The 23,962-nt window shown below is 42.7% G+C and carries 19 protein-coding genes; 10 read left to right on the plus strand and 9 right to left on the minus strand.

Translation table 11 applies throughout. The features are described from left to right. Positions 1-297 precede the first annotated feature (297 nt). Positions 298-1,269 (minus strand): PatU, encoded by a 972-nt coding sequence (locus tag CDC33_RS31915; RefSeq protein ID WP_109012327.1) that lies wholly within the window; start codon positions 1,267-1,269, stop codon positions 298-300. Continuing rightward, positions 1,262-2,467 carry a heterocyst differentiation protein HetZ gene (gene hetZ / locus CDC33_RS31920; RefSeq protein ID WP_109012328.1) on the minus strand — a complete coding sequence of 402 codons (1,206 nt, stop codon included), beginning with the start codon at positions 2,465-2,467 and terminating at the stop codon, positions 1,262-1,264. Before hetZ ends, CDC33_RS31915 begins: the two co-directional genes overlap by 8 nt. 204 nt (positions 2,468-2,671) lie before the next feature. Here hetZ and CDC33_RS31925 point away from each other — a divergent pair, with 204 nt between their 5' ends. Next, positions 2,672-3,145 carry a hypothetical protein gene (locus tag CDC33_RS31925; RefSeq protein WP_109012329.1) on the plus strand — a complete coding sequence of 158 codons (474 nt, stop codon included), beginning with the start codon at positions 2,672-2,674 and terminating at the stop codon, positions 3,143-3,145. A gap of 304 nt (positions 3,146-3,449) precedes the next feature. On the opposite strand, the gene sds is transcribed toward CDC33_RS31925, so the two are convergent. Then, a complete protein-coding gene (gene sds / locus CDC33_RS31930; RefSeq protein ID WP_109012330.1) occupies positions 3,450-4,421 on the minus strand; it encodes a solanesyl diphosphate synthase in 972 nt (323 codons plus the stop codon). Positions 4,422-5,369: 948 nt separating this feature from the next. On the opposite strand from sds, the gene CDC33_RS31935 reads away from it, so the two are divergent. Next, positions 5,370-5,567 (plus strand): hypothetical protein, encoded by a 198-nt coding sequence (locus CDC33_RS31935; RefSeq protein WP_109012331.1) that lies wholly within the window; start codon positions 5,370-5,372, stop codon positions 5,565-5,567. A gap of 164 nt (positions 5,568-5,731) precedes the next feature. On the opposite strand, the gene murI is transcribed toward CDC33_RS31935, so the two are convergent. The 4 genes from murI to CDC33_RS31960 all read right to left on the minus strand — a co-directional run bounded on the left by murI (position 5,732) and on the right by CDC33_RS31960 (position 13,348). Continuing rightward, the gene (murI, locus tag CDC33_RS31945) at positions 5,732-6,598 is read right to left on the minus strand and encodes a glutamate racemase (protein ID WP_109012333.1); all 867 of its coding nucleotides are present in this window, start codon (positions 6,596-6,598) and stop codon (positions 5,732-5,734) included. A gap of 131 nt (positions 6,599-6,729) precedes the next feature. Beyond that, positions 6,730-8,625: an N-acetylmuramoyl-L-alanine amidase gene (locus CDC33_RS31950; protein WP_109012334.1), complete on the minus strand. Its 1,896-nt coding sequence runs from the start codon at positions 8,623-8,625 to the stop codon at positions 6,730-6,732. A 686-nt stretch (positions 8,626-9,311) separates the two neighbouring features. After that, positions 9,312-11,204, minus strand: coding sequence for an N-acetylmuramoyl-L-alanine amidase (locus CDC33_RS31955; RefSeq protein ID WP_109012775.1), 1,893 nt, complete (start codon positions 11,202-11,204; stop codon positions 9,312-9,314). A gap of 668 nt (positions 11,205-11,872) precedes the next feature. Next, positions 11,873-13,348, minus strand: coding sequence for a cation:proton antiporter (locus tag CDC33_RS31960; protein ID WP_109012335.1), 1,476 nt, complete (start codon positions 13,346-13,348; stop codon positions 11,873-11,875). A 381-nt stretch (positions 13,349-13,729) separates the two neighbouring features. Between CDC33_RS31960 and CDC33_RS31965 the strand changes: the two genes are divergently transcribed. Further along, positions 13,730-14,473, plus strand: a complete 744-nt coding sequence (locus CDC33_RS31965) for an SIMPL domain-containing protein (RefSeq protein ID WP_109012336.1) — start codon at positions 13,730-13,732, stop codon at positions 14,471-14,473. A gap of 80 nt (positions 14,474-14,553) precedes the next feature. Here CDC33_RS31965 and CDC33_RS31970 read toward each other — a convergent pair whose 3' ends face one another. Beyond that, positions 14,554-14,913: a single-stranded DNA-binding protein gene (locus tag CDC33_RS31970; protein ID WP_109012337.1), complete on the minus strand. Its 360-nt coding sequence runs from the start codon at positions 14,911-14,913 to the stop codon at positions 14,554-14,556. Between the two features lie 361 nt (positions 14,914-15,274). Here CDC33_RS31970 and CDC33_RS31975 point away from each other — a divergent pair, with 361 nt between their 5' ends. From CDC33_RS31975 to mreD, 3 genes are all read left to right on the plus strand, one after another. Beyond that, positions 15,275-16,282 carry a rod shape-determining protein gene (locus CDC33_RS31975; RefSeq protein WP_109012338.1) on the plus strand — a complete coding sequence of 336 codons (1,008 nt, stop codon included), beginning with the start codon at positions 15,275-15,277 and terminating at the stop codon, positions 16,280-16,282. A 110-nt stretch (positions 16,283-16,392) separates the two neighbouring features. Further along, positions 16,393-17,202: a rod shape-determining protein MreC gene (gene mreC, locus CDC33_RS31980; protein WP_109012339.1), complete on the plus strand. Its 810-nt coding sequence runs from the start codon at positions 16,393-16,395 to the stop codon at positions 17,200-17,202. 25 nt (positions 17,203-17,227) lie between these two features. Next, complete coding sequence (mreD, locus tag CDC33_RS31985) at positions 17,228-17,845, plus strand: rod shape-determining protein MreD (RefSeq protein WP_109012340.1); 618 nt, start codon at positions 17,228-17,230, stop codon at positions 17,843-17,845. Between the two features lie 468 nt (positions 17,846-18,313). On the opposite strand, the gene msrB is transcribed toward mreD, so the two are convergent. Continuing rightward, positions 18,314-18,808: a peptide-methionine (R)-S-oxide reductase MsrB gene (gene msrB / locus CDC33_RS31990; RefSeq protein ID WP_109012341.1), complete on the minus strand. Its 495-nt coding sequence runs from the start codon at positions 18,806-18,808 to the stop codon at positions 18,314-18,316. A gap of 319 nt (positions 18,809-19,127) precedes the next feature. On the opposite strand from msrB, the gene CDC33_RS31995 reads away from it, so the two are divergent. From CDC33_RS31995 to CDC33_RS38005, 4 genes are all read left to right on the plus strand, one after another. Next, complete coding sequence (locus tag CDC33_RS31995) at positions 19,128-20,486, plus strand: FAD-binding oxidoreductase (protein ID WP_109012342.1); 1,359 nt, start codon at positions 19,128-19,130, stop codon at positions 20,484-20,486. A gap of 62 nt (positions 20,487-20,548) precedes the next feature. Beyond that, entirely contained in the window at positions 20,549-21,904 is a 1,356-nt protein-coding gene (locus CDC33_RS32000; RefSeq protein WP_109012343.1) for a (Fe-S)-binding protein, read from the plus strand. A 185-nt stretch (positions 21,905-22,089) separates the two neighbouring features. Further along, positions 22,090-23,388, plus strand: coding sequence for a P-loop NTPase fold protein (locus tag CDC33_RS32005; protein ID WP_109012344.1), 1,299 nt, complete (start codon positions 22,090-22,092; stop codon positions 23,386-23,388). Positions 23,389-23,720: 332 nt separating this feature from the next. Further along, entirely contained in the window at positions 23,721-23,951 is a 231-nt protein-coding gene (locus tag CDC33_RS38005; protein WP_181374196.1) for a hypothetical protein, read from the plus strand. Positions 23,952-23,962 lie beyond the last annotated feature (11 nt).

The raw sequence follows: 23,962 nt of genomic DNA on the forward strand, positions 1-23,962 counted from the left end.
CGAATAAATTCTTGTGAAAAATTGGTGGCTTGGTAAAATACAGGCGAGCTAAAATCAGCACAACATAAGAAACTAACTCGTTCCCCAGGCTTTGCGAGTAAACAGTAGACTGACAATTACCTACAGAAAATCAATTATGGTGAGTTTACACCCACTGCTAACCTGTAACCGCAGTTTAAGTATAAGTAAGCACCCTGTTGCTAGTAGTATCTAGAGACAGAAAAAGCCCCAAGGCAACAGTTAGGCAATAGTTACCTTAAGATATTTGGCATTGCGTACTAGCGGTGGCAATTAAGGTTACACAGTGAGATTAATCACAAACAAAAGCGACTGTTCGTCTACTTCTGGAAACTCAACTTCCAGAGTATAAGTTGGGTTAAGTTGCTCGCAGCCTAACTCTACACTTAAGTATCCCGGAGTTGAAGATGTTGCCATTGCTAAAGTTCCACTTTTGCGAAGTGTCAAAGTTCCTTTAATAGGTAACTCAGCTTCAACAAGTAACTTCGTAATACCTACAGACTGATACTCTACTTTGATATTCAAATTACCGACAGTCGTTAGCCATTGTCTTTCCACCACTGGACTAGCTGCTGAAAGTGGTAGAGTCAGATTTTCCAGCAGTTGTTTAGCTGCCAGCAACGACAAAGCCATTTGTTGACGCGGTTGTAAATCTGAATAATCGCTCTGAATATTGGGCATATCCAAAGTACTTACAGATCGATAGGTGCTTCTTAGCACCAATCCCGCGATATCGTTTAATGCTTGAGACTCGTTGGGAAAAAAGTTCTCCACCACTTGAACTAATTTTGCTCCCAGAGGTACTGAAGATGTCACCATTGATTGACATTTTTCCAGCAATTGCTGAAAAACTTTCTCCGGTAAAGGACGCGGCAGGTTCAACTTTGACTGTTGTACCATCCACCCCCAGCTAGGAACGAGCGTCATTGAAGGCTCATCAACACAATCGGGATAGTCGATTAATTGTGTTTCCCAAGGAAATAAAGGTGGGTGGTCTTGGGCTTGGATTTGTAAGCGATGCTTAAGGACAGCTTGGAAACGATCTTGCACAGTAGGAATTTCTCCCAATTGAAAGGTCTGGGGCGTTCCTCCCAATTTTGGCTCACTGCTTTTTGAAGCAGTGGCTTCATTGTGGAGGTTTTTTACCCCGTCATTTTCCTGACATTCTACAGATTGGTCGGTATTTTTGACATTATCTGTCAATAACCAACCGAGACACTGAGATTGTAAGGATTCTGAGTCACTATTCATGAGTAGATGCACCTGATCCGGACACTAATGAGTTACGAATTTCCCAAGCTTGCTCAAGAATCTTAAACCATCGTTTTTGAAGTTGTGCCATTGACAGCCCTAAAGTTTTTGCGATTTTTTCATCGGCTTGTCCTTGTTGCTTCAACTCTAGTAAAGATCGTTGCTTATTGTCCAGTTGTGCTGTGTATACTTGCCATTGCTGGGGAGTTAAGCCCAAATTGGTGTGTAAAGAAGCTTCCAGCCACTCGTGAACTAATTCCCAACGATGTAACAAGGCAAACCGAATCAAATGGTACTTGAAGCGCTGTTGTAAGTAATCTCTCTGACGAGGGGTTAAACCTAAAATTGACTCAATTTCCTGTGCTGAGAGATCCTGGAGGCGGAGGGAAAAGTAATTAGCACAGTCAGATTGTTGCCGTTCTTCGAGATAATTCATTAATTCTGTAACTACAACGGAACGCAAAGTATCTTCTTCAAGTTCGGGTTCGGCTTGCGTTGCCATTGTGGAGCGTAATTGATGCACTGCTGGTTCTTCCCAACAACCATCGCCTTCATTATTGCTGCCTTCTGCGGCTTGTTCTATATCTACGCTAGTTTCTGGGGGCTGTTGTTGAGAAAAAGTTTGCGCCCGCAAGATAATTAGCTGCTGCTGACGGCCTGGTAAAGGAATGCGTCGTTTGCCGTAGCGTTCGGTAAATGCCATGTACTCGGACAATTCTAAAAGCGTCTGAGGGCGATAAGTAGCACCAAGTTGATTTTCTCGCCGGAAAGCGTTTAATGCCTCCAGATAAAAACTCTGTAAGAAATCTTCGATTATAGTTAGTCGCCCTTGATAACTTAATTGCTTCTGAGGCGGATTAATGTATCGATAAATAATTGCACTCAGAGTACTGTGTAATTCTACCCTACCCCGATTTGAACCCAACTGATAGTACCTGAGACACTGTTGTAGCCGATGGCGAGCTAGGGTCATCGCCGAGCTTTCTACAGATCCAGAAGCTTGGATACGTTTGCTTTCCTGGCAAATTCGATAGACTTCGGTGGTAATACGTCTTGCTACATCGTGGCAATTCTGTTCCGAAGCTTTGGTTGATTGTTGAAACTCCCTGGACAGGAGTTGAAAGATCACCTCCACGCCTTTAGAATTTTCTCCCAGAATATTTGCAAATGGAATAGTTGCGGTTGCGGCTGAATTCATAGTCTCGGTTTTCAAAAGACCCTAAGTATTTAAATACAACCTGTACGACTGTGGGTGTTGGCTTTTTCGGTTTTACGTATAAGCTAAACGCAGACCAATCCTATATTGAGAATGTGGCTGATTTTATTATTCCCAACTTGGATGGGATTGTTCACATTTTGATAGATGTTATTGCCATTACCCAAGAGCCGTATACAAGTCATTATGGATTTAGAAGCACAAATTCAATTGCTGATTGACAATGCACCCCGCGATGGTATGACACCAAATTTGATTGCAGCAATTGCTCCTGCCCTTAGAACGATCGCTCAAAAATTACGTCACTCCCAGTACTATATTCTCCAAAATTCAGAATCAAGCTGGGTTTTAACTACATTGAGCAATCTTACTAATCCAGGATTGGAAAAGCGCGTTGTTTACGCTTTCCCTACCATACAGGATGTCTCTCTAATTTCCCCTGCTGGGCTTGACCCTCAAATGCTAGCTAAAATTATCCCTGTCACCCATATTTTGTTCCAATTGGTGGCATTGGAACCCGTAGATAGTATCGTTTTTTTGGAGACGCCGGGTAAGACCACCCATACCGTTGAAATTCGACGAACTGAACTAGAAAAACTCATGCAGAAACACTTACGACAGCAGCGATCGCCTAAACAGATACCCCCTGATATTGCATAGAAAAAACTTGGATGTGGGATTTTTTAGATACAATCCCACATCCAAAATTTTAAATCTCAAATTTGTTTGAAAAAGTTTTTGATGAAAAATAAATTAATGCCACTTACTAAACTTCTAGTTCTTTAAAGAAGCAAGCGATCGGCTTAATTTTTCGCCTAATCTAAAATTGCTTAACAAACAGTTATTAGTGAACATTTTTCAAAATTTAGCTGACCATTAAGCAAAAATTCTCCACCTAAGAACAGGTGAAAGGTTTCGCTTGGGGTCTAAAGTCCCCTAAAGTACCTGTTAACTGGTAAATGATTTAATAAAGGCGGCTCAGTGTGAACTCAGCTATATTAATCAATGCCTGGTGGGATTCTGAAGGTGGGAGAACTGCAAGATGTTCAATTGCTAGCTTCGCATGGTGAGCAGCTAACTCTCGCGCCTGCTGTATGCCTTGACTATCTTGAATTAGTGCTAGTGCTTGCTCTAAATCCCCTTCTTGAGCAAACTCTCGCTCAATTAGCACTTCTAAGGATGGTTTTTGGGCTAAAGCAAATAAAACGGGTGCAGTCAGATTACCACTTTTAAGATCCGACCCCACTGGTTTACCCAAGGTATCTGTTGTACTGGTGAAATCTAAAATGTCGTCAACAATTTGAAATGCTATACCAAAATGACGACCGTAGCTATATAGATGCTCAACAGTTTCTCGCGAAACTTCACTAAGTAACCCAGCAGCTTTAGAACTGTTAGCGATTAATGAAGCTGTTTTGTAATAACTCTTTTGAAGATAAGTTTCAATAGAGATGCTAGCATCAAAACGATTCAGTCCCTGCTGAATCTCCCCAGTAGCCAGATCCATAATGACTTCTGAGAGGAGTTTTACTACCTCCAAATTGTCCAAGTTTGCTAAATACCAAGACGATTGGGCAAAAAGAAAATCTCCTGCTAGTATGGCAATGCGATTACCGAACAAACTATGAACGGTAGGAACGCCTCGCCTCACATCTGATTCATCTACCACATCGTCATGTACCAAGCTAGCTGTGTGAATCATTTCTGTAATCTCAGCTAAACGGCGATGACGCGGCGTGATGTCTTGTTCTAACATTGTTGCCCGCGATATTAGCAGGACAATTGCTGGTCTGATACGCTTTCCCCCAGCACCGAATAAATGTTCGGCTGCTGCAAACAGAATGGGGTGGCGATTTCCAACTAGCTGTTTTAGGTTATCTGCTAGTAGTCGCAGGTCTGCTTCCACAGGGGTAAACAGGGAGGTGGCTGGGGTCATGGATGGGCGGACTCTGACTTAGGTTACGAAAGTTTACATATCCTACACTCATTTTAAGATAACCCTGTGCCAGCGCAAAGTTTTCATAAGGTAATCCCATTTTCATGAGTCTATAGGTGATACTTGAGGTTAATAGTGTATTTGTCAATAAGCAATTATGCTTAATTGTTGAAAACTTAGGTTTAAAAATAACTTTACACACGAGTTATAAGTACATGGGAATAAATATAAGCTTAAATTATAGTAAGTAGTTTCTCGGTACACCTTTACCGCCACAGTTCAAAATAAAAATTAAGCAATGTTCCCTATTGACAAAATGGATTTAACTAAAATGAGTCATCAACGAGTCAGACTAAATTTATTCAGGACTGAAGTGTAGCTACTCAAAAAATTTGAAATTTAGCAGTCGAACAGGCTCAAAATTTAATGTCGTTGTGTTACGCTAAAATATAGGAATTTTAAATTTTTCAGATATTCACACCCCAAAAGTAAGTCACCTAGTAGTTGATTTTACTGACTCGGTGATGTAGGTCTAAAATAATTAGTCGTAGTTTAAAATTAAGGAAATAATTCCTTTGATTTTTCCTACGATCCGCCAAACTCCTGGTTTGGAGCTATGCGATATCCCTATGGGAAGCCGCTACACGTCTTCAGCGCACGTTGAGCGCAAGCATTGCTCCTTTCACAGCAATGTGATCAAAAATAAAGCAGATCAAGTAGACCGCAAAGAATCATAGTTTTAGATTGCTTTTTAGCAATCTAACTGCTGTGGGATCTATGGTCTGCAAGAAGTCGTATTAGAGAAGAAATTATTTGTCTATAGAGAATTTTATCTCTATGGGTAATTTTACCATTATGAAGCTACAGCCATCAAGATGCACTTGCTTGGCTGAGGTTCTACTAATTTTATGGAATTTTATATTCATTTAGAAAGGTGCTAGTAGAACAATGATTTGCGGAAGTATACCTATGATGATTTTTATTTTAGCGTCTGGATATTTGTTCACAGTCTACCTGTTACTAGCACTGGCAAAGCGAACAGGTACAAAGACTGTTGCTAGAAGTTTTTCTTCATCTACCGAAGGAAAACACAAGCAGGAGATATCAGTAAGGGCAAAGGTGACTGAAGCAGTTAATAGTCAGTAGGGATTGGGCATTGGGCATTGGGCATTGGGCATTGAAAAGAGGACTTGGGGACTCTTGAGAATTGGGGACAAGGGGAAACACTTGTTGCAAGTTCTGATTTAAGTCCCCTTGTCCCCTTGTCCCCTTGTCCCCTTGTCTCCACTGCCCCCTGCCCCCTGCCTCCTTCAATGGAGTTGGGAAATAGCGGTATCAGTGAAGCAAACCTCTTCAACCATTGGGGTATAACCTAGCCACTGCACTCCTGACTGGGAAAACTGTTTCGGACAACCGCTAACGGCGAAGCGAGTTGGCAGTGGGAGGTGGGTATTTTTTAAGCTTAATAAGTCTAACTCCTGGGCACAAGCTGCTACGACATGAACAGCTGGGTCAATCAGTTGGACATGGGAGGGGAGGAGCGATCGCAATACTGGTGTCAGGTGAGGATAATGGGTACAGCCGTGAACTAAGGTGTCAATTTCCTGCTCTAGTAAAGGCTCTAGATAGGCTCGTGCTACTTCGGCAGTGTAGGGGTCGTGAATCCGGTTTTGCTCGATGAGTGGCACAAACTCTGGACATCCAACTTGCCAGACTTGAACTTCAGGAGCAATTTCGATTATTGCGTGCTTATAAGCATTACTTTTCGCTGTAGCGGGAGTGGCAATTACACCAATCCGCTTTCCTTGCTGTACGGCAGCTTTTGCACCCGGTAGGATTACTCCCAAAATGGGTATATTGAATTCCTGACGCACGGTTTCAAGGGCCAGAGCAGAACTGGTGTTACAAGCCATAATTACCATTTTTACCTGCTGCTGTTGTAGCCAGGTAATAATTTCACGCGTGAATTGTAAAATTTCTGCTTGTGAACGAATTCCATAAGGAAGTCGGGCTGTATCCCCAAAGTAAATAATTGATTCATTGGGAAGTTGCCGATATAGTTGTCGTAGTACCGTCAGCCCACCCACACCACTGTCAAAGATGCCAATTGGGGCACGTTGGGGTTCTTGATCAGAAAAATTGTCAAGATTCGCTTCAAAGATCAAAGATGAATACACAGGCAGATATTAATTTGGTTTTGGGATTTAAAATACAGAATTTAGCAGACAATCTCCAATTTGACCACTAAATTCTGGATGCCAAAGAAGTCTAAATACCACCTTTTAATTAGTCATTTTTACTATATTAATTAGCGCTGTAAGTATTTTAAGATGCCACGAGCGATCGCTTCTGCCATCTGATTTTGATACTCTGATGTTCCCAATCTGGGATTGTCTTCTCGACCAGTCATATAACCTGTTTCTACTAAAATCGAGGGCATAGAGCTTTTTCTGAGGACGTAGAATCTGGCTTTGCGGGTTCCCCGGTCTTTGATTGTGCTGATGTTCTGGAGGATGGTTTTGCGAACTACTTCAGCCAGAGCATAACCACTATCGTAATAATATACTTCTAACCCATTAACATCAGGACGATTATCAACCGAATTAGCGTGAATGCTGACAAAGGCAGTCGCATTAACTCGCTCGGCTATTTCTACCCGTCCCTGAAGTTCTACAAAAAAGTCAGCATCCCGTGTGAGTACTGCCTGTACACCATTTTGCTCTAAAATTGCTGCTACCCTTTTACCAATAGGCAGGATTACGTCCTTTTCTAAAAGTCCGCCTAGACCTGGGGCACCTGAATCTTTTCCACCATGTCCTGGGTCAATCACAACTAGTAATTTCCCTCTGGGAACTGAGGGGCGCGGCTGTGGCTGGGAGATAGGACGGGGATTATCTGTGGGGTTTGGGAATTGACTTAGATTTGGCGATGGCAGAGGAGGTAAAGCAATAGGAGGTGTGACGCTACCAGAGCGTTGTAATTCTAAAGCCAAAAGCTGGTCGCCAACTTGATTGAGTTCTCCAATTTGTACTCCGGCTGCTGGTTGAATTAAGACGACGACAGTATTAGATTCTTGTGGTTGCAGACGAACTCGCAGGATAGGGCTATTAGCATTAAAATTCGGGCCTGTAACTCTGGGGGCTAACCGAGCATTGTTGATGGTAATACGGAACAGACCAGAAGTTCTATCCCAGCCTCCTGTAGCAGATAAAGCTTGGTCGCCTCTAATCAGCAGTTGTGTGCCATTACCTGCCAATTGCACAGACTGAATGGTAGCAGGTGAAGTGTTAGTAGATGGTATTGGGCGTGAAGTATTACCTCCAGGCAACTGGGCAATACCACGACTGGGCAGAACCACAAAACCACCAATACTGCTAGTTGTTGCTCGCCAATTTTGACTATTTTCGTCCACCTGTAAAGTTATGCGAACAACAGATGGGCTTGTTTGTAGTTGGCTGAACTGAATGCGGTTGACACCATAGCGATTAATCGGCAAATCGCGCTGCCCTAGATTTGGTGATAAAGTAGCGCCAGTAATATCGATGTTAACTGCCCTTTGGTCGTTGCTACGATTTACCTGAATCTGAGGATTACCACCATTGGTGCGGATGAAAAAACCATCGCCTGTGACTTGTAAGTTCTCAATTTGAGTAACTCTGGCGGCAAGTATTCCGTTTTTAGGCGGATTGACAGAGCTTGGTGTCACCACGTTATAAATATTTCTTGGGGGGAACAGTGGTGGAGATGTTTTCGGTGAAGTCTCTGTTGCTATGGCTTGTTCTTGTTGCCCCCCAGTATTTGAGGGTACATTCTCAGCTACTGGCGCAGGTAATTGTACCATCCAGCGATCGCCAGTTGTGCCAACAAATTGTACTCCCTTGGGGTCAAGAGTATAACCAGGAGTCAGTTCAACGACTATGCGCGTTGTTTGTTCGTCAAACTGCCCAACACGGATAGCGCGGATTGCACCGCCCACCTGTTGGGTTAACTGCGGACGCCCAAATGTGGTTCCTGGCAAATCAATTACTAAACGAGTGGGGTTAAAAATTAATTGTGCTTGGGGTTGAACATCCCCTGAAGTATTAAATTCCAGACGATTTTGGTTGGTATCAAAACGCCAAGATTGGAGTCTCGCGGCCATTGCCGGCGACGACAGCATGAAGATAGTTCCAATAGTACTGGATAGTAACCAGTGTAATTTCACAGTCCTTTCTCCTAATTCACATTCATGGGAGCCGTCAGCCCCTTTGGGGAAGTCAAAAGTTAAAAATTTACCAAGCCCATAAATAAATTTATTTGCTCTGTACCTTTTGATTTCTGGTCAACATCTCAACATATTGGCAAATCCTCACACCGTCACCGCGCATACTTGAGTTTTACGCTGTTATTAAGACACAGCTAATGGCGTAAAATATAGCACGCTCCTCTGATTTTGCCATGCCATGAGCCTATATAAATTTGACTGTCAATTTTAGATTTTAGATTCCTAATTTTAGATTTTTTGATTTTTGGTTGATGGTGGACTATCGCTTTGATACACTAACACTCCTTGTGGTATGAAATAATTCCATTATCAATAGGACTTACGCAAAAATTGCTAAAAAGCTTAATTTCTCGAACCGCCAAGACGCCAAGAGCGCCGAGAATTCGTAGAGTGTGCGTAAGTCCTAATCAAAAATTTAAAATTCTCAACCCCCATCCCTTTATCAGTGGGGTTAATCCAAAATCCAAAATCCAAAATCCAAAATGGCTTGGCTTGCAAATCATCAGATGACAATAACAAAGAAGCTACTCCTATCCCGCCGCAAAAATACTTAAATTGTTTACTACTAAATCGGATAAAAATGGTAAAGATTAGATGTATTTACTCAATAATTTCGACTAAATTACTTATCTTCTCTTTAGATACTGAAGAACGCCACGAGCGATCGCTTCTGCCATTTGATTTTGGTAAGCTGAGGTTCTGAGCCTAGCCATATCCTGTCGACCAGTCATATAACCTGTTTCCACGAGGATAGAAGGCATAGAACTTTTTCTGAGGACATAAAATCTGGCTCGCCGCACTCCCCTGTCTTTGATAGTACTAATGCTTTGAAGAATGCTACTGCGGACAATACGAGCTAGATCCAGACCGCTATCGTAATAATAGACTTCTAAGCCATTAACATCGGGACGACTCGCACCTGCGGAGTTAGCGTGAATGCTAACAAACACATCAGCATTAGCTCGCTCTGCTAATTGCACCCGTCCTGGAAGGGTAACAAAATAGTCAGAATCCCTGGTCATAATTACTTGTACGCCATGTTGCTGCAAAATCTCAGCAAGTTTCTTACCAATAGGCAAGATAACATCCTTTTCGCGTGCCCCCCCAATGCCAAGCGCTCCAGAATCTTTGCCACCATGTCCTGGGTCAATAATCACTACCACTCGCCCATTGGTAACTCGACGCAGTGGTTGTGTTAGTGGCTGGGAATTGGGATTGTTTGGGTCTGGGAATGGTCCCCGGTTTGGTGGTGGTAGCCCAGGTAAAGCAAAGGGGGGTCTTCCAGGGAGGGCAACAACTCGCCGAGAACCTTGTATTGGAACTAAAAGCTGGTCGCCAATCTGCTGGGGTTGCCCAAGTTGCACTCCGGCTGCTGGTTGAACTAAAACAACGACTGTGTTGGGTTGTTGGGGTTGCAGACGTACCCGAAGAATGGGGCTATTGGGAGCAAAAGTCGGGCCTGTAACTCTCTGAGCTAACTTGGCATTGGTAATTGTAACGCGGAACACACCTAAGGATCTATCCCAGGTTCCAGTGGCAGATAAAGTTTGGTCGCCTCTAATTAGCAGTTGTCTGTTATTATCAGCCAGTTGTACAGATTCAATTGTTGCTGGGGAGTTGTCGGCAGATGGTCTACTGAGAAAGGAGGGTGGTTGTGCCTGATTATCATAATTATTATTTCCAGGCAATCTGACGACGCGACTAGGTAGAACTACTAATCCACCACTGTTACTATTAGTTGCTTGCCAATTAGGGCTATTTTTATCTACCCGCAAAGTCAGGCGAACGCCAGGAGGTTGGCTTTGTAGTTGGGTAAATTCAACGCGGCTAATACCATGTTTGTTAACGGGGATATTATTCTGTTGCGTCAGACGTGGTGATAAAGATGCGTTAGAGATATCCATGAAGATGGTAGCGCGATCGCGGCTCCGAATTACCCGAATCGGAGAATTACCACCACCACTGGTGCGAATGAACAACCCATCACCTGTTACTTGTAAGTTCTCAATTTGAGTCGCCCCTCGTATAGTAGTGGCAACCCTTGAAATACTAGGTTGAGGTTCAGAGTCTGGGGTAACAACAGTGTAGGCACTTCTGGGAGATAAAGGGGGAGATGAGGCTACTCTATCCACTTCTGGTCTAGGTAATTGCACCGTCCAGCGATCGCCAGTTGTACCTACAAATTGCACTCGTTTGGGGTCTAAAGTATAGCCAGGAGTCAGTTCCACAACTATACGGGTTGTTTCTGTATCAAACTGTCCAACCCGGATCGAGCGAATTCCACCGCCCACCTGTTGGGTTAGCTGCGGACGCCCAAATGTGGTTCCTGGCAAATCAATTACCAGCCGAGTTGGATTGAAAATTAGTTGTGCCTGGGGTTGAACTGCTCCTACAGTATTAATTTCCAGCCTGTTTTGATTGGCATCAAAGCGCCAAGATTCAAGTCTCGCAGCCATTACCGGCGACGATAGCATGAAGATAGTTCCAATAGTGCTGGGTAGTAACCAATGTAATTTCACAGTTCTTTCTCCTAATTCACGTTCATGGGAGCCGTCAGCCCCTTCCGGGAAGTCAAAAGTCAAAAGTCAAAAATTTACCAAGCCCATGAATAAATTTATTTGCTCTGTACCTTTTTATTTCTGGTCAATATCTCAACTCATTGGTAAATCATCACACTGTCACCACCTAAACTTGACCTCTGATGCCTTTTCTGATTTTTTCAGATGGTATAAAGACGCGCTTAAATCAGTCACCAGGTTTCATATTGGGTCTAAATCCCCATGTGAAATTTTCCACCTTTAGAGGTAGGAATTCTGACTCCGAAGGAAGCTAGAAAACTAATAACTGATAACCGTTCACTGATAACTGTTTTTTGTTTTTCGCCATCAATGTACTAAATAGATAATTCCCATTCCTTTGAGAGGATCTAGCAAAATTTATGGGTGTTACTCCCCAATTACCTAAAAAATTTTCAAATAAAGGCTTACAAGCCAAGGGAAACTGGAAATAAATAACATTCCGAATGGTGGTAGAAATTATAAACAGACGATTATTTTACAATCAGACGGGACGGAAATTTAGGAAGAGAAGTTTCCACTGCGTAATTGGGCATGAGGGGGATGAGGGAGATGAGGAGGACGAGGGAGAATTATTGAATAAGTTTCTCCCCATTCCCCATTCCCAAAGATTAGCGATCGCTAGATTCTGGGGTTACTTCCAAATTGCCACTGTCATTTGATGCTGGCACTCTTGACTGAGGCGGTTCAATTACCAACGAGGCAGAGGAACCATCTAAAATCAGTTGGTCTGAGCCTGAATCCACAGTTTTTGGATCTGGAAATACAAATCGTAACAAAGGAGGGGCTAAAAAGGTTGTCAAGATAACCATCATGATAATTGCTGCCCCTAATGGTTTCGAGAGAGCGCCACTGGCTGCACCGACACCAGCAAACACTAATCCAACTTCTCCTCTAGGAATCATCCCTACACCGATCGCTAAACGGTTGATTTCCGGTTGACCAAACACGCTTAAGCCTGTGATTACTTTACCGAGAATGGCTACTATGATCAGGAAAGTTGCCATAATTAAACCTTCTCGATTATCGGGAATTGCTGGGTTTAAAACTCCCAAATCGGTTTTTGCGCCAACAGTTACAAAGAAAATTGGCACTAACATATCGGCAATGGGACAGACTTGCCTTTGTAGTTCTTTGCGCTTATCTGTCTCTTCTAGAACTAAACCCGCCGCAAAAGCTCCTAAAATTGCTTCTAAGTGGATGACGGCGGCAAGGTATGCCATAGCAAAAGCGAAGATGAATGCTGGTATTACTAGTCCACCGCGTGTTTTGAGTTTATCAGCGATCGCCACAAAAGATTTATTGAAAACATTCCCTAGTAGGATTGCTCCCAAAATAAAACCAGTGGCGCTGATAATCAAATAAATAACTTTGCTGACATCCACTACACCATCTTTAGCTAGGCTGGCAACTACCGCTAAAACGATGATTCCCAAAACATCGTCAATTACGGCAGCACCCAAAATAATCTGCCCTTCTTTAGAATTGAGTCGCCCCAACTCTGACAGCACTTTAGAAGTAATACCGATACTAGTGGCAGTCAAAGCCGCCCCGGCAAAAATCGCAGGTACAGCACTAATACCAAACAAAGTCATCAATCCCACAGTTCCAGCGGCAAAGGGTACTGCTACCCCCACTACTGCAACGACGGTAGCTTGGATACCAACTGCCATTAAATCTTTTAAGTTCGATTCCAAGCCGATTTCAAACAGTAGGATAATCACACCCAATTCTGCCAAAACCGAAATGACCTCAGACTGCGCTGCAAACACGGCTGGAGTAGCTTCAGGCGTTAAACCAGCAGTGATTTGAAGGAAGGACATGATCAAAGAGTTAGAACTGTCTGTGCCGCCTTCTGGAAACACTAAAAGGTGGAAAACAGAGATACCAACTACCACACCACCTACCAGTTCGCCTAAGACAGGCGGTAAACCCACTTGGTTTGATAACTCTCCACCAACTTTGCTGGCGAGATAAACGACTACTAAGCTTAGTAACACTGCTGCTACTACCATTGAACTGTCTGCGGCTTGTGTTGCGGTAGCCAGCAGAGGAAAAGAGAAGTTGATTGGATCTAACAAATGCATGGGTTCTCTGAAAATCCTTCTCTTTGATTTTGACGCGTTTCTGAAAAACATCCTATGGAAATGCGATTGACAGATTAAATAAATTAATTTGTCCCCAGTTCCTAGTAAGGACTTCAGTCCTTATTTGTAAGCATTAAATTGCTTACTACAAACTTTTCATTACTAGCTTAAGAAAGTACTGGTGTAATTTTTTTAGTTTCCAAAAATGTAACCATTTCCGCTTTTGACTATGGCAATGTCAAAGTAAGAACATATAAATCGTATCTAGTCGCACTTGAGTTGTGAAAAACTTGTGATCACTGTTGACTCTCAACGCCAGCAGAAGATTGCTAGATACGTTGATTGAAAACATCTGTGGATACTTTGAGGAGTGCAAATCTTATGACTAGAACCGCTTTACCCGGTTCTCAGTTTTCTCATGGAAAATTGTGGAAAATACTGCCTTTAGCAATGCTTTTATGTGTAAATTTTCCATTGCCTACGTTAGCACAAGAAAAAGAGAAATTGTGGCGAACCCTTAGTGTGAGCGGTCGCGGAGTAGAAACAATTCCTACAACCTTGGCGCAAGTCAATTTAGGAGTGGAGATTCAGGGGAAAACAGCCCAAGAGGTACAGCAAGAAGCCGCCCGGAGGTCATCGGCTGTAGTTGCGTTCCTCAAAAGCCAAAATGTTGAAAAATTACAAACTACTGGTATCCAGCTTAATCCAGTTTACAGTTACACCAATAATGTGCAGAGGATTACAGGCTATGCTGCCAATAACATAGTTAGTTTTCGCATTCCTACCGAGAAAGCCGGTACATTATTGGATAATGCAGTGAAAGCGGGTGCGACACAAATTAACGGTATTAGTTTTGTTGCTAATGATGAAGCGATCGCAGCTGCTCAAAAGCAAGCATTAAAAGAAGCTACCCAAGATGCCCAGCAGCAAGCTGATGCTGTTTTCAGTGCCTTGGGTTTCAAATCCAAAGAAGTGGTGAGCATTCAAGTTAATAATGCCAGTGCGCCTCCACCACCACCGATGTTGTTAAGGGCTGAAGCTGCCAAAGTAGCTGATGCCTCAACCCCTGTCGTTGGTGGTGAGCAGCAAGTAGAAGCATCGGTGACATTGCAAATTAGTTATTAGTCATTAGTCATTAGTCCTTTGTCATTTGTGAAAGCAAAGGACTAATGCCCAATGCCCAATGCCCAATTCCCAATGCCCAATTAGAAATTCTCTGGCGAAAAATCTCCGCCCCCTTCTGAATCGCGCTTAGAGCCTAATAAATCCAGTTGATCTACTTGGATAACTGGTGAGGATCGGTTTGCTCCTGTTTGGCGATCGCTCCATGTGTCAAACTTCAAGGAACCTTTAACTGCAATTTGCCTGCCTTTACGTACATAATTACCTGCCACCTCAGCCGTTTTTCCCCATAGCTCCAAATTAAACCAGTCAGTATGTTCGCCTTCTTTAGTACGGCGATTAACAGCTAGTGTCAATCTACACTTAACGCTACCAGACTCGAAATACTTAATCTCTGGGTCGCCGCCTACACGACCAATGAGGGTGACAACATTGATACTCATGTGCGTTACCTTTTAGTACATGCGTACTTAGTAATTTAGACTTTCATCATAGCGAATTGTGAAACACTTGAAAATAATGTGTTAAACAGTTAACAATATAGTTGACTTGAAAAATTATACATATTACTTGGAGAAACACATAAAACTATACGGATATACTAAGTTAACCAGAGAATATCAAAACATACATAGCTAAGACATCGCAAATATTCCTGGGAATTATATAAAAATATAGTCTAGTTTACTGAACTCAGGATATAAACATAATCAAATCAACTCTACCGTTGTAGTCAAGAAGTATCGCACATAGGGGGCTTATAGACGCGTGGGTATTTTTAGGAACTTTCGTACATCATGGGATATGGGTATCGACCTCGGTACTGCTAACACCCTAGTTTATGTATCTGGTAAAGGTATTGTACTTCAAGAGCCTTCTGTAGTTGCTATCGATGTCAACGAAAAGGTAGCACTGGCAGTAGGAGAAGAAGCCAAAAAAATGCTCGGTCGCACACCTGGAAATGTGATTGCCCTCCGCCCCTTGCGCGATGGTGTAATTGCTGATTTCGATATAGCCGAGCTAATGCTCAAAAGCTTTATTGGGCGTGTAAATGAAGGCAAATCTTTAATTTTACCTCGGATTGTCATTGGTATTCCCAGTGGTGTCACAGGAGTAGAAAGGCGAGCTGTGATGGATGCAGCTCACCAAGCAGGAGCAAGAAAAGTTTATTTAATCGATGAACCTGTAGCTGCTGCCATTGGTGCCGGACTACCTGTTGCTGAACCCACTGGCAACATGATCATTGATATTGGTGGTGGTACAACAGAAGTTGCAGTGCTGAGTCTTCAAGGTACAGTGATCAGCGAATCAGTACGCATTGCTGGAGATGAACTGACTGAATCGATCATTCAGTATATTAAGAAAGTTCATAACTTAGTCATTGGTGAACGGACTGCCGAGGACATCAAGATTCGGATGGGTTCTGCTTATCCCACTAATGATGATAATGACATGATGATGGAAATCCGAGGCTTACACCTACTTTCTGGTCTTCCGCGAACTGTTACCATCAAAGCCCCAGAAATCCGTGAAAGTATGCTGGAACCGCTATCAGTAATTATAGAAGCTGTGAAGCGCACATTAGAACGTACACCTCCAGAACTGGCAGCAGACATTATTGACAGAGGTATTATGTTAGCCGGTGGTGGTGCTTTGCTCAAAGGCATAGATACCTTAATTAGCCATGAAACGGGGATTGTGACTCACATTGCCGCCGATCCTCTCTGCTGTGTTGTGCTGGGAACAGGTCGTGTGTTAGAAAACTTTAAACAGTTGGAAAGAGTTGTTATTGAAAGCTCTCGCAATATGTAGCAACAAAAATATCAGGCTGGAGTTCTATTTGAGTTCTATTTGAGTTCTATTTGGGTTTTATATAAATAGAATCCAAGTAGAACTTAATTGTTTAAGTATATGGAGTATATATGGTTACAATGCGGCGTTGGTGGGATCATAAAGGATTACAAATCGGGTTGTTAGCTTTAGTAGTAGGTAGTGCTTGGATATTGCGACAAACTCAAGGTGCACTGGTGCTTGAGACATACCAGGCAATTACCCGTCCGTTAGAGATGTTGCAGTCAGGGCCAACTCCAGAAGAACGGCTTAGAGATGCCCGGATATTAGAATTGCAAACTCGTATAGTAGATTTGGAAAGTCAAAAGACAAAGCTACAAGATTTATTAGGCTATGTGGAAAAAGAGCCGTTGGCATCACGGCCAATTCCAGCGCGGGTGGTAGGACGTAGTGCTGACCAGTGGTGGCAACAAGTTACCTTGAATCGTGGTGCGAATGCAGGGATTCAGGAAGGTTTCATAGTCAAGGCAGAAGGCGGATTAGTGGGTTTGGTGCAAAGTGTAACTCCTAATACTAGCCGCGTGTTGTTAATCAGCGATCTCAAAAGTCAAGTGGGTGTATCAGTTAGCCGTACAGCAGCTAAAGGTGTTTTGCGTGGAGATTCTTCAGCAGAAGCTGTGCTGGAGTTTTATGAAAAAGTCCCAAATGTCAAGGTAGGAGATTTAGTTTCCACATCTACTTATAGTCAGAAATTTCCATCTGGTTTGGCAGTAGGACGAATCAAGTCGCTGGATTTAAAGAAACTTCCCGCATCAGTAGCGAAAATTGAGCTTTTTCCACCAATCCGCTCTCTCGATTGGGTAGCTGTTTATCCAAAGCCAGAAAACCAAGAGTCGGAAATACAAAAGTCGGTAAATCAAGCGCCGCAAAAGTCTAAGTAAATTCTTCAAAAAAATCCATAGAAAAATGAAGATTCCTGCATTTGGTAGTAGCAGGCAGAAAAAGCCAAAATCATCACAGCGAAAATCGAAATTCCGAATCCAGCCACTTTCTCGTTGGCATCCCGGTGTACGTCAGTTGTTGGGTTGGATAGTGACGGCTAGTTCTGTACTATTATGTTTGCTATTATTGCCAACCCGCTTACCGGGTATGGAATTATTGGGAATTGCCCCTAACTGGCTGTTAATTTGGGTGGTAGCTTGGAGTGTGAAGCGCACGGTGTTTGCCGGAGCATTGGCAGGTATAATTCTAGGACTACTTCAAGATTCAATGACATCACCTAACCCTACTCATGCTCTTAGTTTAGGTATAGTGGGAATTTTAACTGCTCTGCTCCAAAAGCAGCGTTTTATCGAAGAAGATTTTATTTCGATCGCTGTAATTGTCTTTGTTATGGCAGTTTTGGCAGAAACTATTTTTGGTTTGCAATTAACTTTGATGGGGAATGAGCGCAAGGTCACAGATATTTGGACATATTACCAACGTGTTGCCCTAGCTTCTGCCATTCTTAGTAGTCTGTGGGCACCTGTGGTCTATTATCCGCTAAATCTTTGGTGGCAACGGATAAAATTGTTGGAACAATAGTCAAAGGATTTTGGATTTTGGATTTTAGATTAAGCCCGATAATCAAACAACACCGTATCATGGTAGTTAGTAGCATTTATGTTTGATACTTTCTTTTTTGCCTTAAAAGAATATCAGGTAAGTTATGTCCTGATTTACTGATGGCAAAATGTGGAAGCTTTCACTAAGTAATCTAATTGGAGAACACTAATGTCGAAAGAAAGAAAAAGTAATAAAGAGGTTAAAAAACCTAAAAAAGATCCCAAAGACAAAAAGGAGAAAAACGACTCGAACAAATAGAAAGATTTAGGTAAATAGCTTTAGCGAAGACCAAGAGTTGTATTTTTTTAATTGACAATACTTCGTCCAGTAGGATTGGGTAGGAGAACTTATTGTCAACAATCTATTCACCCTTGGTCAAGCCTCAAAATTTCATAATTTAGGTTAGTGCGTGCGATGTCTACGACGGGCTACGCCTACGCAACTAAATTAGGCAGGAGTAAACTTCAACGAAACTCCATTCATGCAATAGCGCTTGCCTGTGGGTGCAGGTCCGTCATCGAAAACATGACCCAGATGGCCACCACAGCGACTACAATGCACTTCAGTTCTGGTCATAAACAACGACCGATCTACAGTAGTAGCGATCGCACCTTCAATCGGCTTAAAGAAGCTAGGCCAGCCAGTACCACTGTTAAATTTGGTATCGGAGGTAAACAGTGGCTGTTCACACGCAGCACAATAATAAGTACCATTGTCGTATTCCTTATCCAATGGGCTGGTATAAGGGCGTTCAGTGCCGTGTTTACGCAATACTTTAAACTGTTCCGGCGTTAAAATGGTGCGCCACTCTTCTTCAGGTTTAGTAATTTCAAATCCACTATTAGAAGTTGTCATCTCTTTTGGCCCCCATTTGATATACCTTGATAACAATGCTGTGCCGACTATTACTGCACTAGCCTGTAAAAAATATCGTTTGTCCATATATCTATTATTTTCTATTTTCCGGTTCACTGGGCAATCAACTCTAGTACGGGATTCCCTACATTAATGACTATAATCAGCGATCGCTCTGAATTACCCCTGATAAACTGATTAAAATTAGCTAAGAAATATCTCTAGGTTCGCGCAGCGTGTCGCAGACAGACGCTTTGCGTAGCTTGCTTTTACGTTCGCGTAGCGTCCCGTAGGGAAGTGGTACGGTATTGCTCCCTGTATTAAAGCCATCATATATTAATGGCAATCCGCTTTTTTAGTCAGGTTACCCAGTAAATTAAATATAGGGCGTAAAAAAATAAACTAAATGAAAGCGATGTCTAACGACAAGCCGCAAGCCATCTGCGTTTCTGATTTTGCATCTATCGTCGGCGAAGAAAATGCTGTTTGTCTTTGGGAAAATATCGAATTAAGTCAGCAAAAACGTATCCAACAGGCTATAGCTTCTGGAAATTCTCCCAGTTGTATCGTCTATCCTCGCACTCAACAACAGCTAGCCGCAGTCATCGCTACAGCTCACACTAACAACTGGCGTATCCTCCCCTGTGGTAGTGGCAGTAAACTTAGCTGGGGCGGTTTAGCTAAGGGCGTTGATATTGTAGTTAGTACAGAACGCATTAATAAACTTATTGAACACGCTGTTGGGGATTTGACTGTCACAATAGAACCTGGGATGAAGTTCTCTAATTTACAAGCACTTTTGGCAAAGTCGCGGCAATTTCTCGCCCTTGATCCTACAGCACCAGAGTCTGCAACCATTGGCGGTATTGTTGCCACAGGTGATACAGGTTCTCTGCGGCAACGTTATGGTAGTGTGCGCGACCAGCTATTAGGTATTACCTTTGTGCGTGCTGATGGAGAAATAGCTAAAGCTGGGGGAAGAGTAGTCAAAAATGTTGCCGGATATGACTTGATGAAGTTGCTTACTGGGTCTTATGGCACATTGGGCTTTATTAGTCAACTAACTTTTCGCGTGTATCCACTACCAGAGGCATCGGGAACGGTGGTACTAACGGGTAGTGCAGAGGCTGTATCCCAAGCGGCTGATATCCTTCGAGGTTCGGCGTTAACACCAGTTCAGGCTGATTTGCTATCAACTAAGTTGGTGTCTAGTTTAGGTTTGGGTCAAGGGCTGGGATTAATTGCCCGCTTTCAAAGTATTAGTGAGAGTGTTAAGGAACAGTCAAACCGAGTTTTGGAAGTAGGGCAAAAGTTAGGTTTAGATGGGGCAATTTTTGCCGATGGTGATGAAGTTAATCTATGGCAGAGATTGCAAGAACGAATCCATACTAGTGCCACAGAATCTATAATTACTTGCAAAATAGGAGTGTTACCTACTGCTGCTGTGGAGATTTTGGCTCAGGTGGAGTTGGGTTTAATTCATATAAGTAGTGGTTTGGGTTTGTTACAATTAGAGGATAAAAATCAAGTTTTGAAAGTGCGCGATGAGCTACGCTCCGCCGGAGGCGATGCCTACGGCGGGCTACGCCTACGCACTCAAGCAAGTAGTGGTTTTTTAACAATTCTGGAAGCACCAGTGGCGGTTAAAGAACAAATAGATGTTTGGGGTTATACGGGTAATGCTTTGCCGTTGATGCGCCGTATTAAGGAACAGTTTGATAGTAAGAATATTTTAAGTCCTGGTCGGTTTGTGGGTGGAATTTAATTTTAAGAAAACGAACCGCCAAGTACGCCAAGGTCGCCAAGGAATAGGGAAAAGAATTAATTATGCAGGTTTCAGAAAATTCTGTTAATAATACGGCTAGTTTAAAGAATTTGAAGGGGTTTGATCAGAGTCATCCGCCTGACCCAAAGTTGATTGATAGTTGTGTCCATTGTGGATTTTGTCTCTCAACTTGTCCCAGTTATCGGGTGCTTGGTAAGGAGATGGATTCTCCTAGAGGACGCATCTATTTAATGGATGCGATTAATGAGGGCGAGATTGCTTTAAATACAGCAACAGTAGAACATTTTGATTCTTGTTTGGGTTGTCTTGCTTGTGTCAGTACTTGTCCTTCTGGTGTGCAGTATGACAAATTGATTTCTGCGACTCGTCATCAAGTTGAACGAAATTATCCTCGCAGTTTAACAGATCAATTTTTTCGTCAACTGATATTTTCTTTATTTCCTTATCCCAATCTTTTACGGATTTTATTAGTTCCGTTGTTGGTTTATCAAAAGTTGGGGTTTGCAAAATTCTTTCGCGCTACGGGTTTACTCAATAAAATATCGCCTCGTTTGGCAGCAATGGAATCTATTCTGCCAGAAATTACTCTCAAATCTTTTCAGGATAATTTGCCTACTGTTATTCGCGCCCAAGGTGAAAAGCGTTACCGAGTCGGGGTAATTTTGGGTTGCGTGCAACGGCTGTTTTTCTCTCCTGTGAATGAAGCAACCGTGAGAGTTTTAACAGCTAATGGTTGTGAAGTTGTGATTCCCAAATCTCAAGGTTGTTGTGCAGCGCTTCCCGAACACCAAGGACAAACAGAACAGGCGAAAGCTTTAGCAAGGCAGATGATTGATAGTTTTGCTAACACGGATGTAGATTTCGTGATTATCAATGCTGCTGGTTGTGGTCATACTTTGAAAGAATACGGTCATATTTTAGAAAGTGACCCAGAATATCGAGAAAAGGCAAAGGATTTTGCAGCTAAGGTTAAAGATGCTCAAGAGTTTTTGGCAACTGTTGGGTTTACAGCAAAACTTTCGCCACTAACTGATAAACCTTTGAATTTAGTTTATCAAGATGCTTGTCATTTATTGCATGGACAAAAGATTAGTGTGCAACCGCGTCAGATATTGCGGCAAATTCCAGGGGTAAAGTTGAGAGAACCGATAGATGCAGCTTTATGTTGTGGCAGTGCTGGGGTTTATAATATGCTGCAACCAGAAGTTTCTGAAGAATTGGGTCAGCAAAAAGTGCAGAATTTATTGAATACTGGTGCTAAGTTAATTGCTTCTGCTAATCCGGGGTGTACTTTGCAGATTACGAAGCATTTGCAGTTGCAAGGTAAAAAGATTTCAGTTATTCACCCGATGGAGTTGTTAGATTATTCAATTCGCGGTGAAAAGCTGAAGTTGTAGATATTTCTTGTGGGGTGGACATCTTGTCCGCCCTTGTTTGTAGGCGGGTGAGACACCCACCCCATAAGAAAAGTTAGATATTTTAATCAGTCAATCTAAAGAAGCTTTTTCCGAAATAGCGGCTTTATCGTCTGTATAATCACTGAAATGGGCAAGAGTGTCAGCCTAATTTTGGGTGATTTGTGATGAAACTAGATTTAGTCAGGTTTTTTCAAGCTTGCAACCCCAGTAAGACTCTGGTTGTGAGCAAACCGGAGGATAGACAATATTATATTGATTTCTCTAAAGTGCGTGGTGCCAAGATTATTGAAGAATTAGGGCGAACTATCACCCGCCTTTCACCTGAGCAACCTACTTGTCAATTATTTACCGGACATATCGGCTGTGGCAAGTCTACTGAATTACTGCGGCTAAAGGCAGAGTTAGAACAGCAGGAATTTCATGTGGTTTATTTTGAGTCTAGCCAAAGCCTAGATATGGCTGATATTGATGTTACAGATATTTTACTGGCAGTAGCTCGTGAAGTGAGTCAAAGTCTAGAAGCAATAAAAATTAATCTGAAACCAGGATACTTTCAAACTCTATTTACTGAACTTGCTGAATTTTTGCAAACGCCGATAGAACTTGGGGGAGAGTTATCTGTAGGTATTGCCAAGATTACCGCCAAAACTAAAGATAGCCCCAAACTTCGCTCTCAGTTACGGCAATATTTAGAACCGCGTACCAATGGCATTTTAGAATCAATCAACAAAGAATTGCTCAAGCCTGCTAGAGAGAAACTGAAGCAGCAAGGTAAAAAAGGACTGGTGGTAATTATTGATAATCTCGACCGAGTGGATAATTCTTTAAAGCCTTCCGGTCATTACCAGCCAGAATATCTCTTTGTTGAACGCGGTGAACAGTTAAACCAGCTAAATTGTCATGTTGTTTATACTATTCCCCTAGTGTTGATTTTTTCCAACGCTTTAGGAAGGCTGACAAATCGCTTTGGCGCAGACCCCAAGGTTTTGCCAATGGTTCCTGTGCAACTACAAGATGGTTCACAATTTTCACAAGGAATCACGCTGCTGCAACAGATGGTCATGGCGAGAGCTTTTCCTGGTGTCAGTTGGGAACAAAGCCAGCATTTGATTACTGAAGTTTTTGATAGTGCTGATAGTTTAGAACGGCTGTGCTTAGTTAGCGGCGGTCATTTGCGTAACTTGTTAATGTTATTATTTCGCTGTCTTCAGCAAGAAGACCCGCCTTTATCGCAAGAGTGCGTAAATAGAGTGATTAAACAACGCCGCAATGAGCTAACTTTGGCAATTACGCCCGATGAATGGGAATTACTACGTGAGGTGACGCAAGAGAAAAGCTTGAGAGGTCACGAAAGATACGAACTTTTGCTCCGCAGTATGTTTGTGTTTGAATACCGGGATGAGGATGGTTCTTGGTTTGATATCAATCCGATTTTGGCAGAAGCCAAGGAATTTAGGTTATAAATCGCTGTATATAGCGGTTCTCAGTTGAGTGCAATACAGACCTAACCCCCAGCCCCTTCCCTACAAGGGAAGGGGAGTAAAATTCAAAGCCTCTCTCCTCTTAGGAGAGAGGTTTGGAGAGAGGTCTGACTGTATTGCATCCAAACCAGAACCGCTATATAAAGAAACATAAATTGTCCGTAGGGTGTGTTATGCCGTAGGCTAATGCACCTTGAATTATTGACTGTGCGGCGCTTGGCGACAACACACTCTACTTAATTATGACGGTAGTGGCTTCAGAGTTCACGGTAGTGGCTTCAGAGTTCACGGTAGTGACTTCAGGGTTCACGGTAGTGACTTCAGGGTTCACGGTACTGGCTTCAGAGTTCACGGTAGTGACTTCAGAGTTCACGGTACTGGCTTCAGAGTTCACGGTAGTGGCTTCAGAGTTCACGGGAGTGGCTTCAGAGTTCACGGGAGTGGCTTCAGAGTTTACGGGAGTGGCTTCAGAGTTTACGGGAGTGGCTTCAGAGTTTACGGGAGCGATGTCAGTTTTAATTTTCACAACTACAGCCTACAACTAACAGAAATTATT

The organism is Nostoc commune NIES-4072, from assembly GCF_003113895.1.
GTDB classification, from domain to species: Bacteria; Cyanobacteriota; Cyanobacteriia; order Cyanobacteriales; family Nostocaceae; genus Nostoc; species Nostoc commune.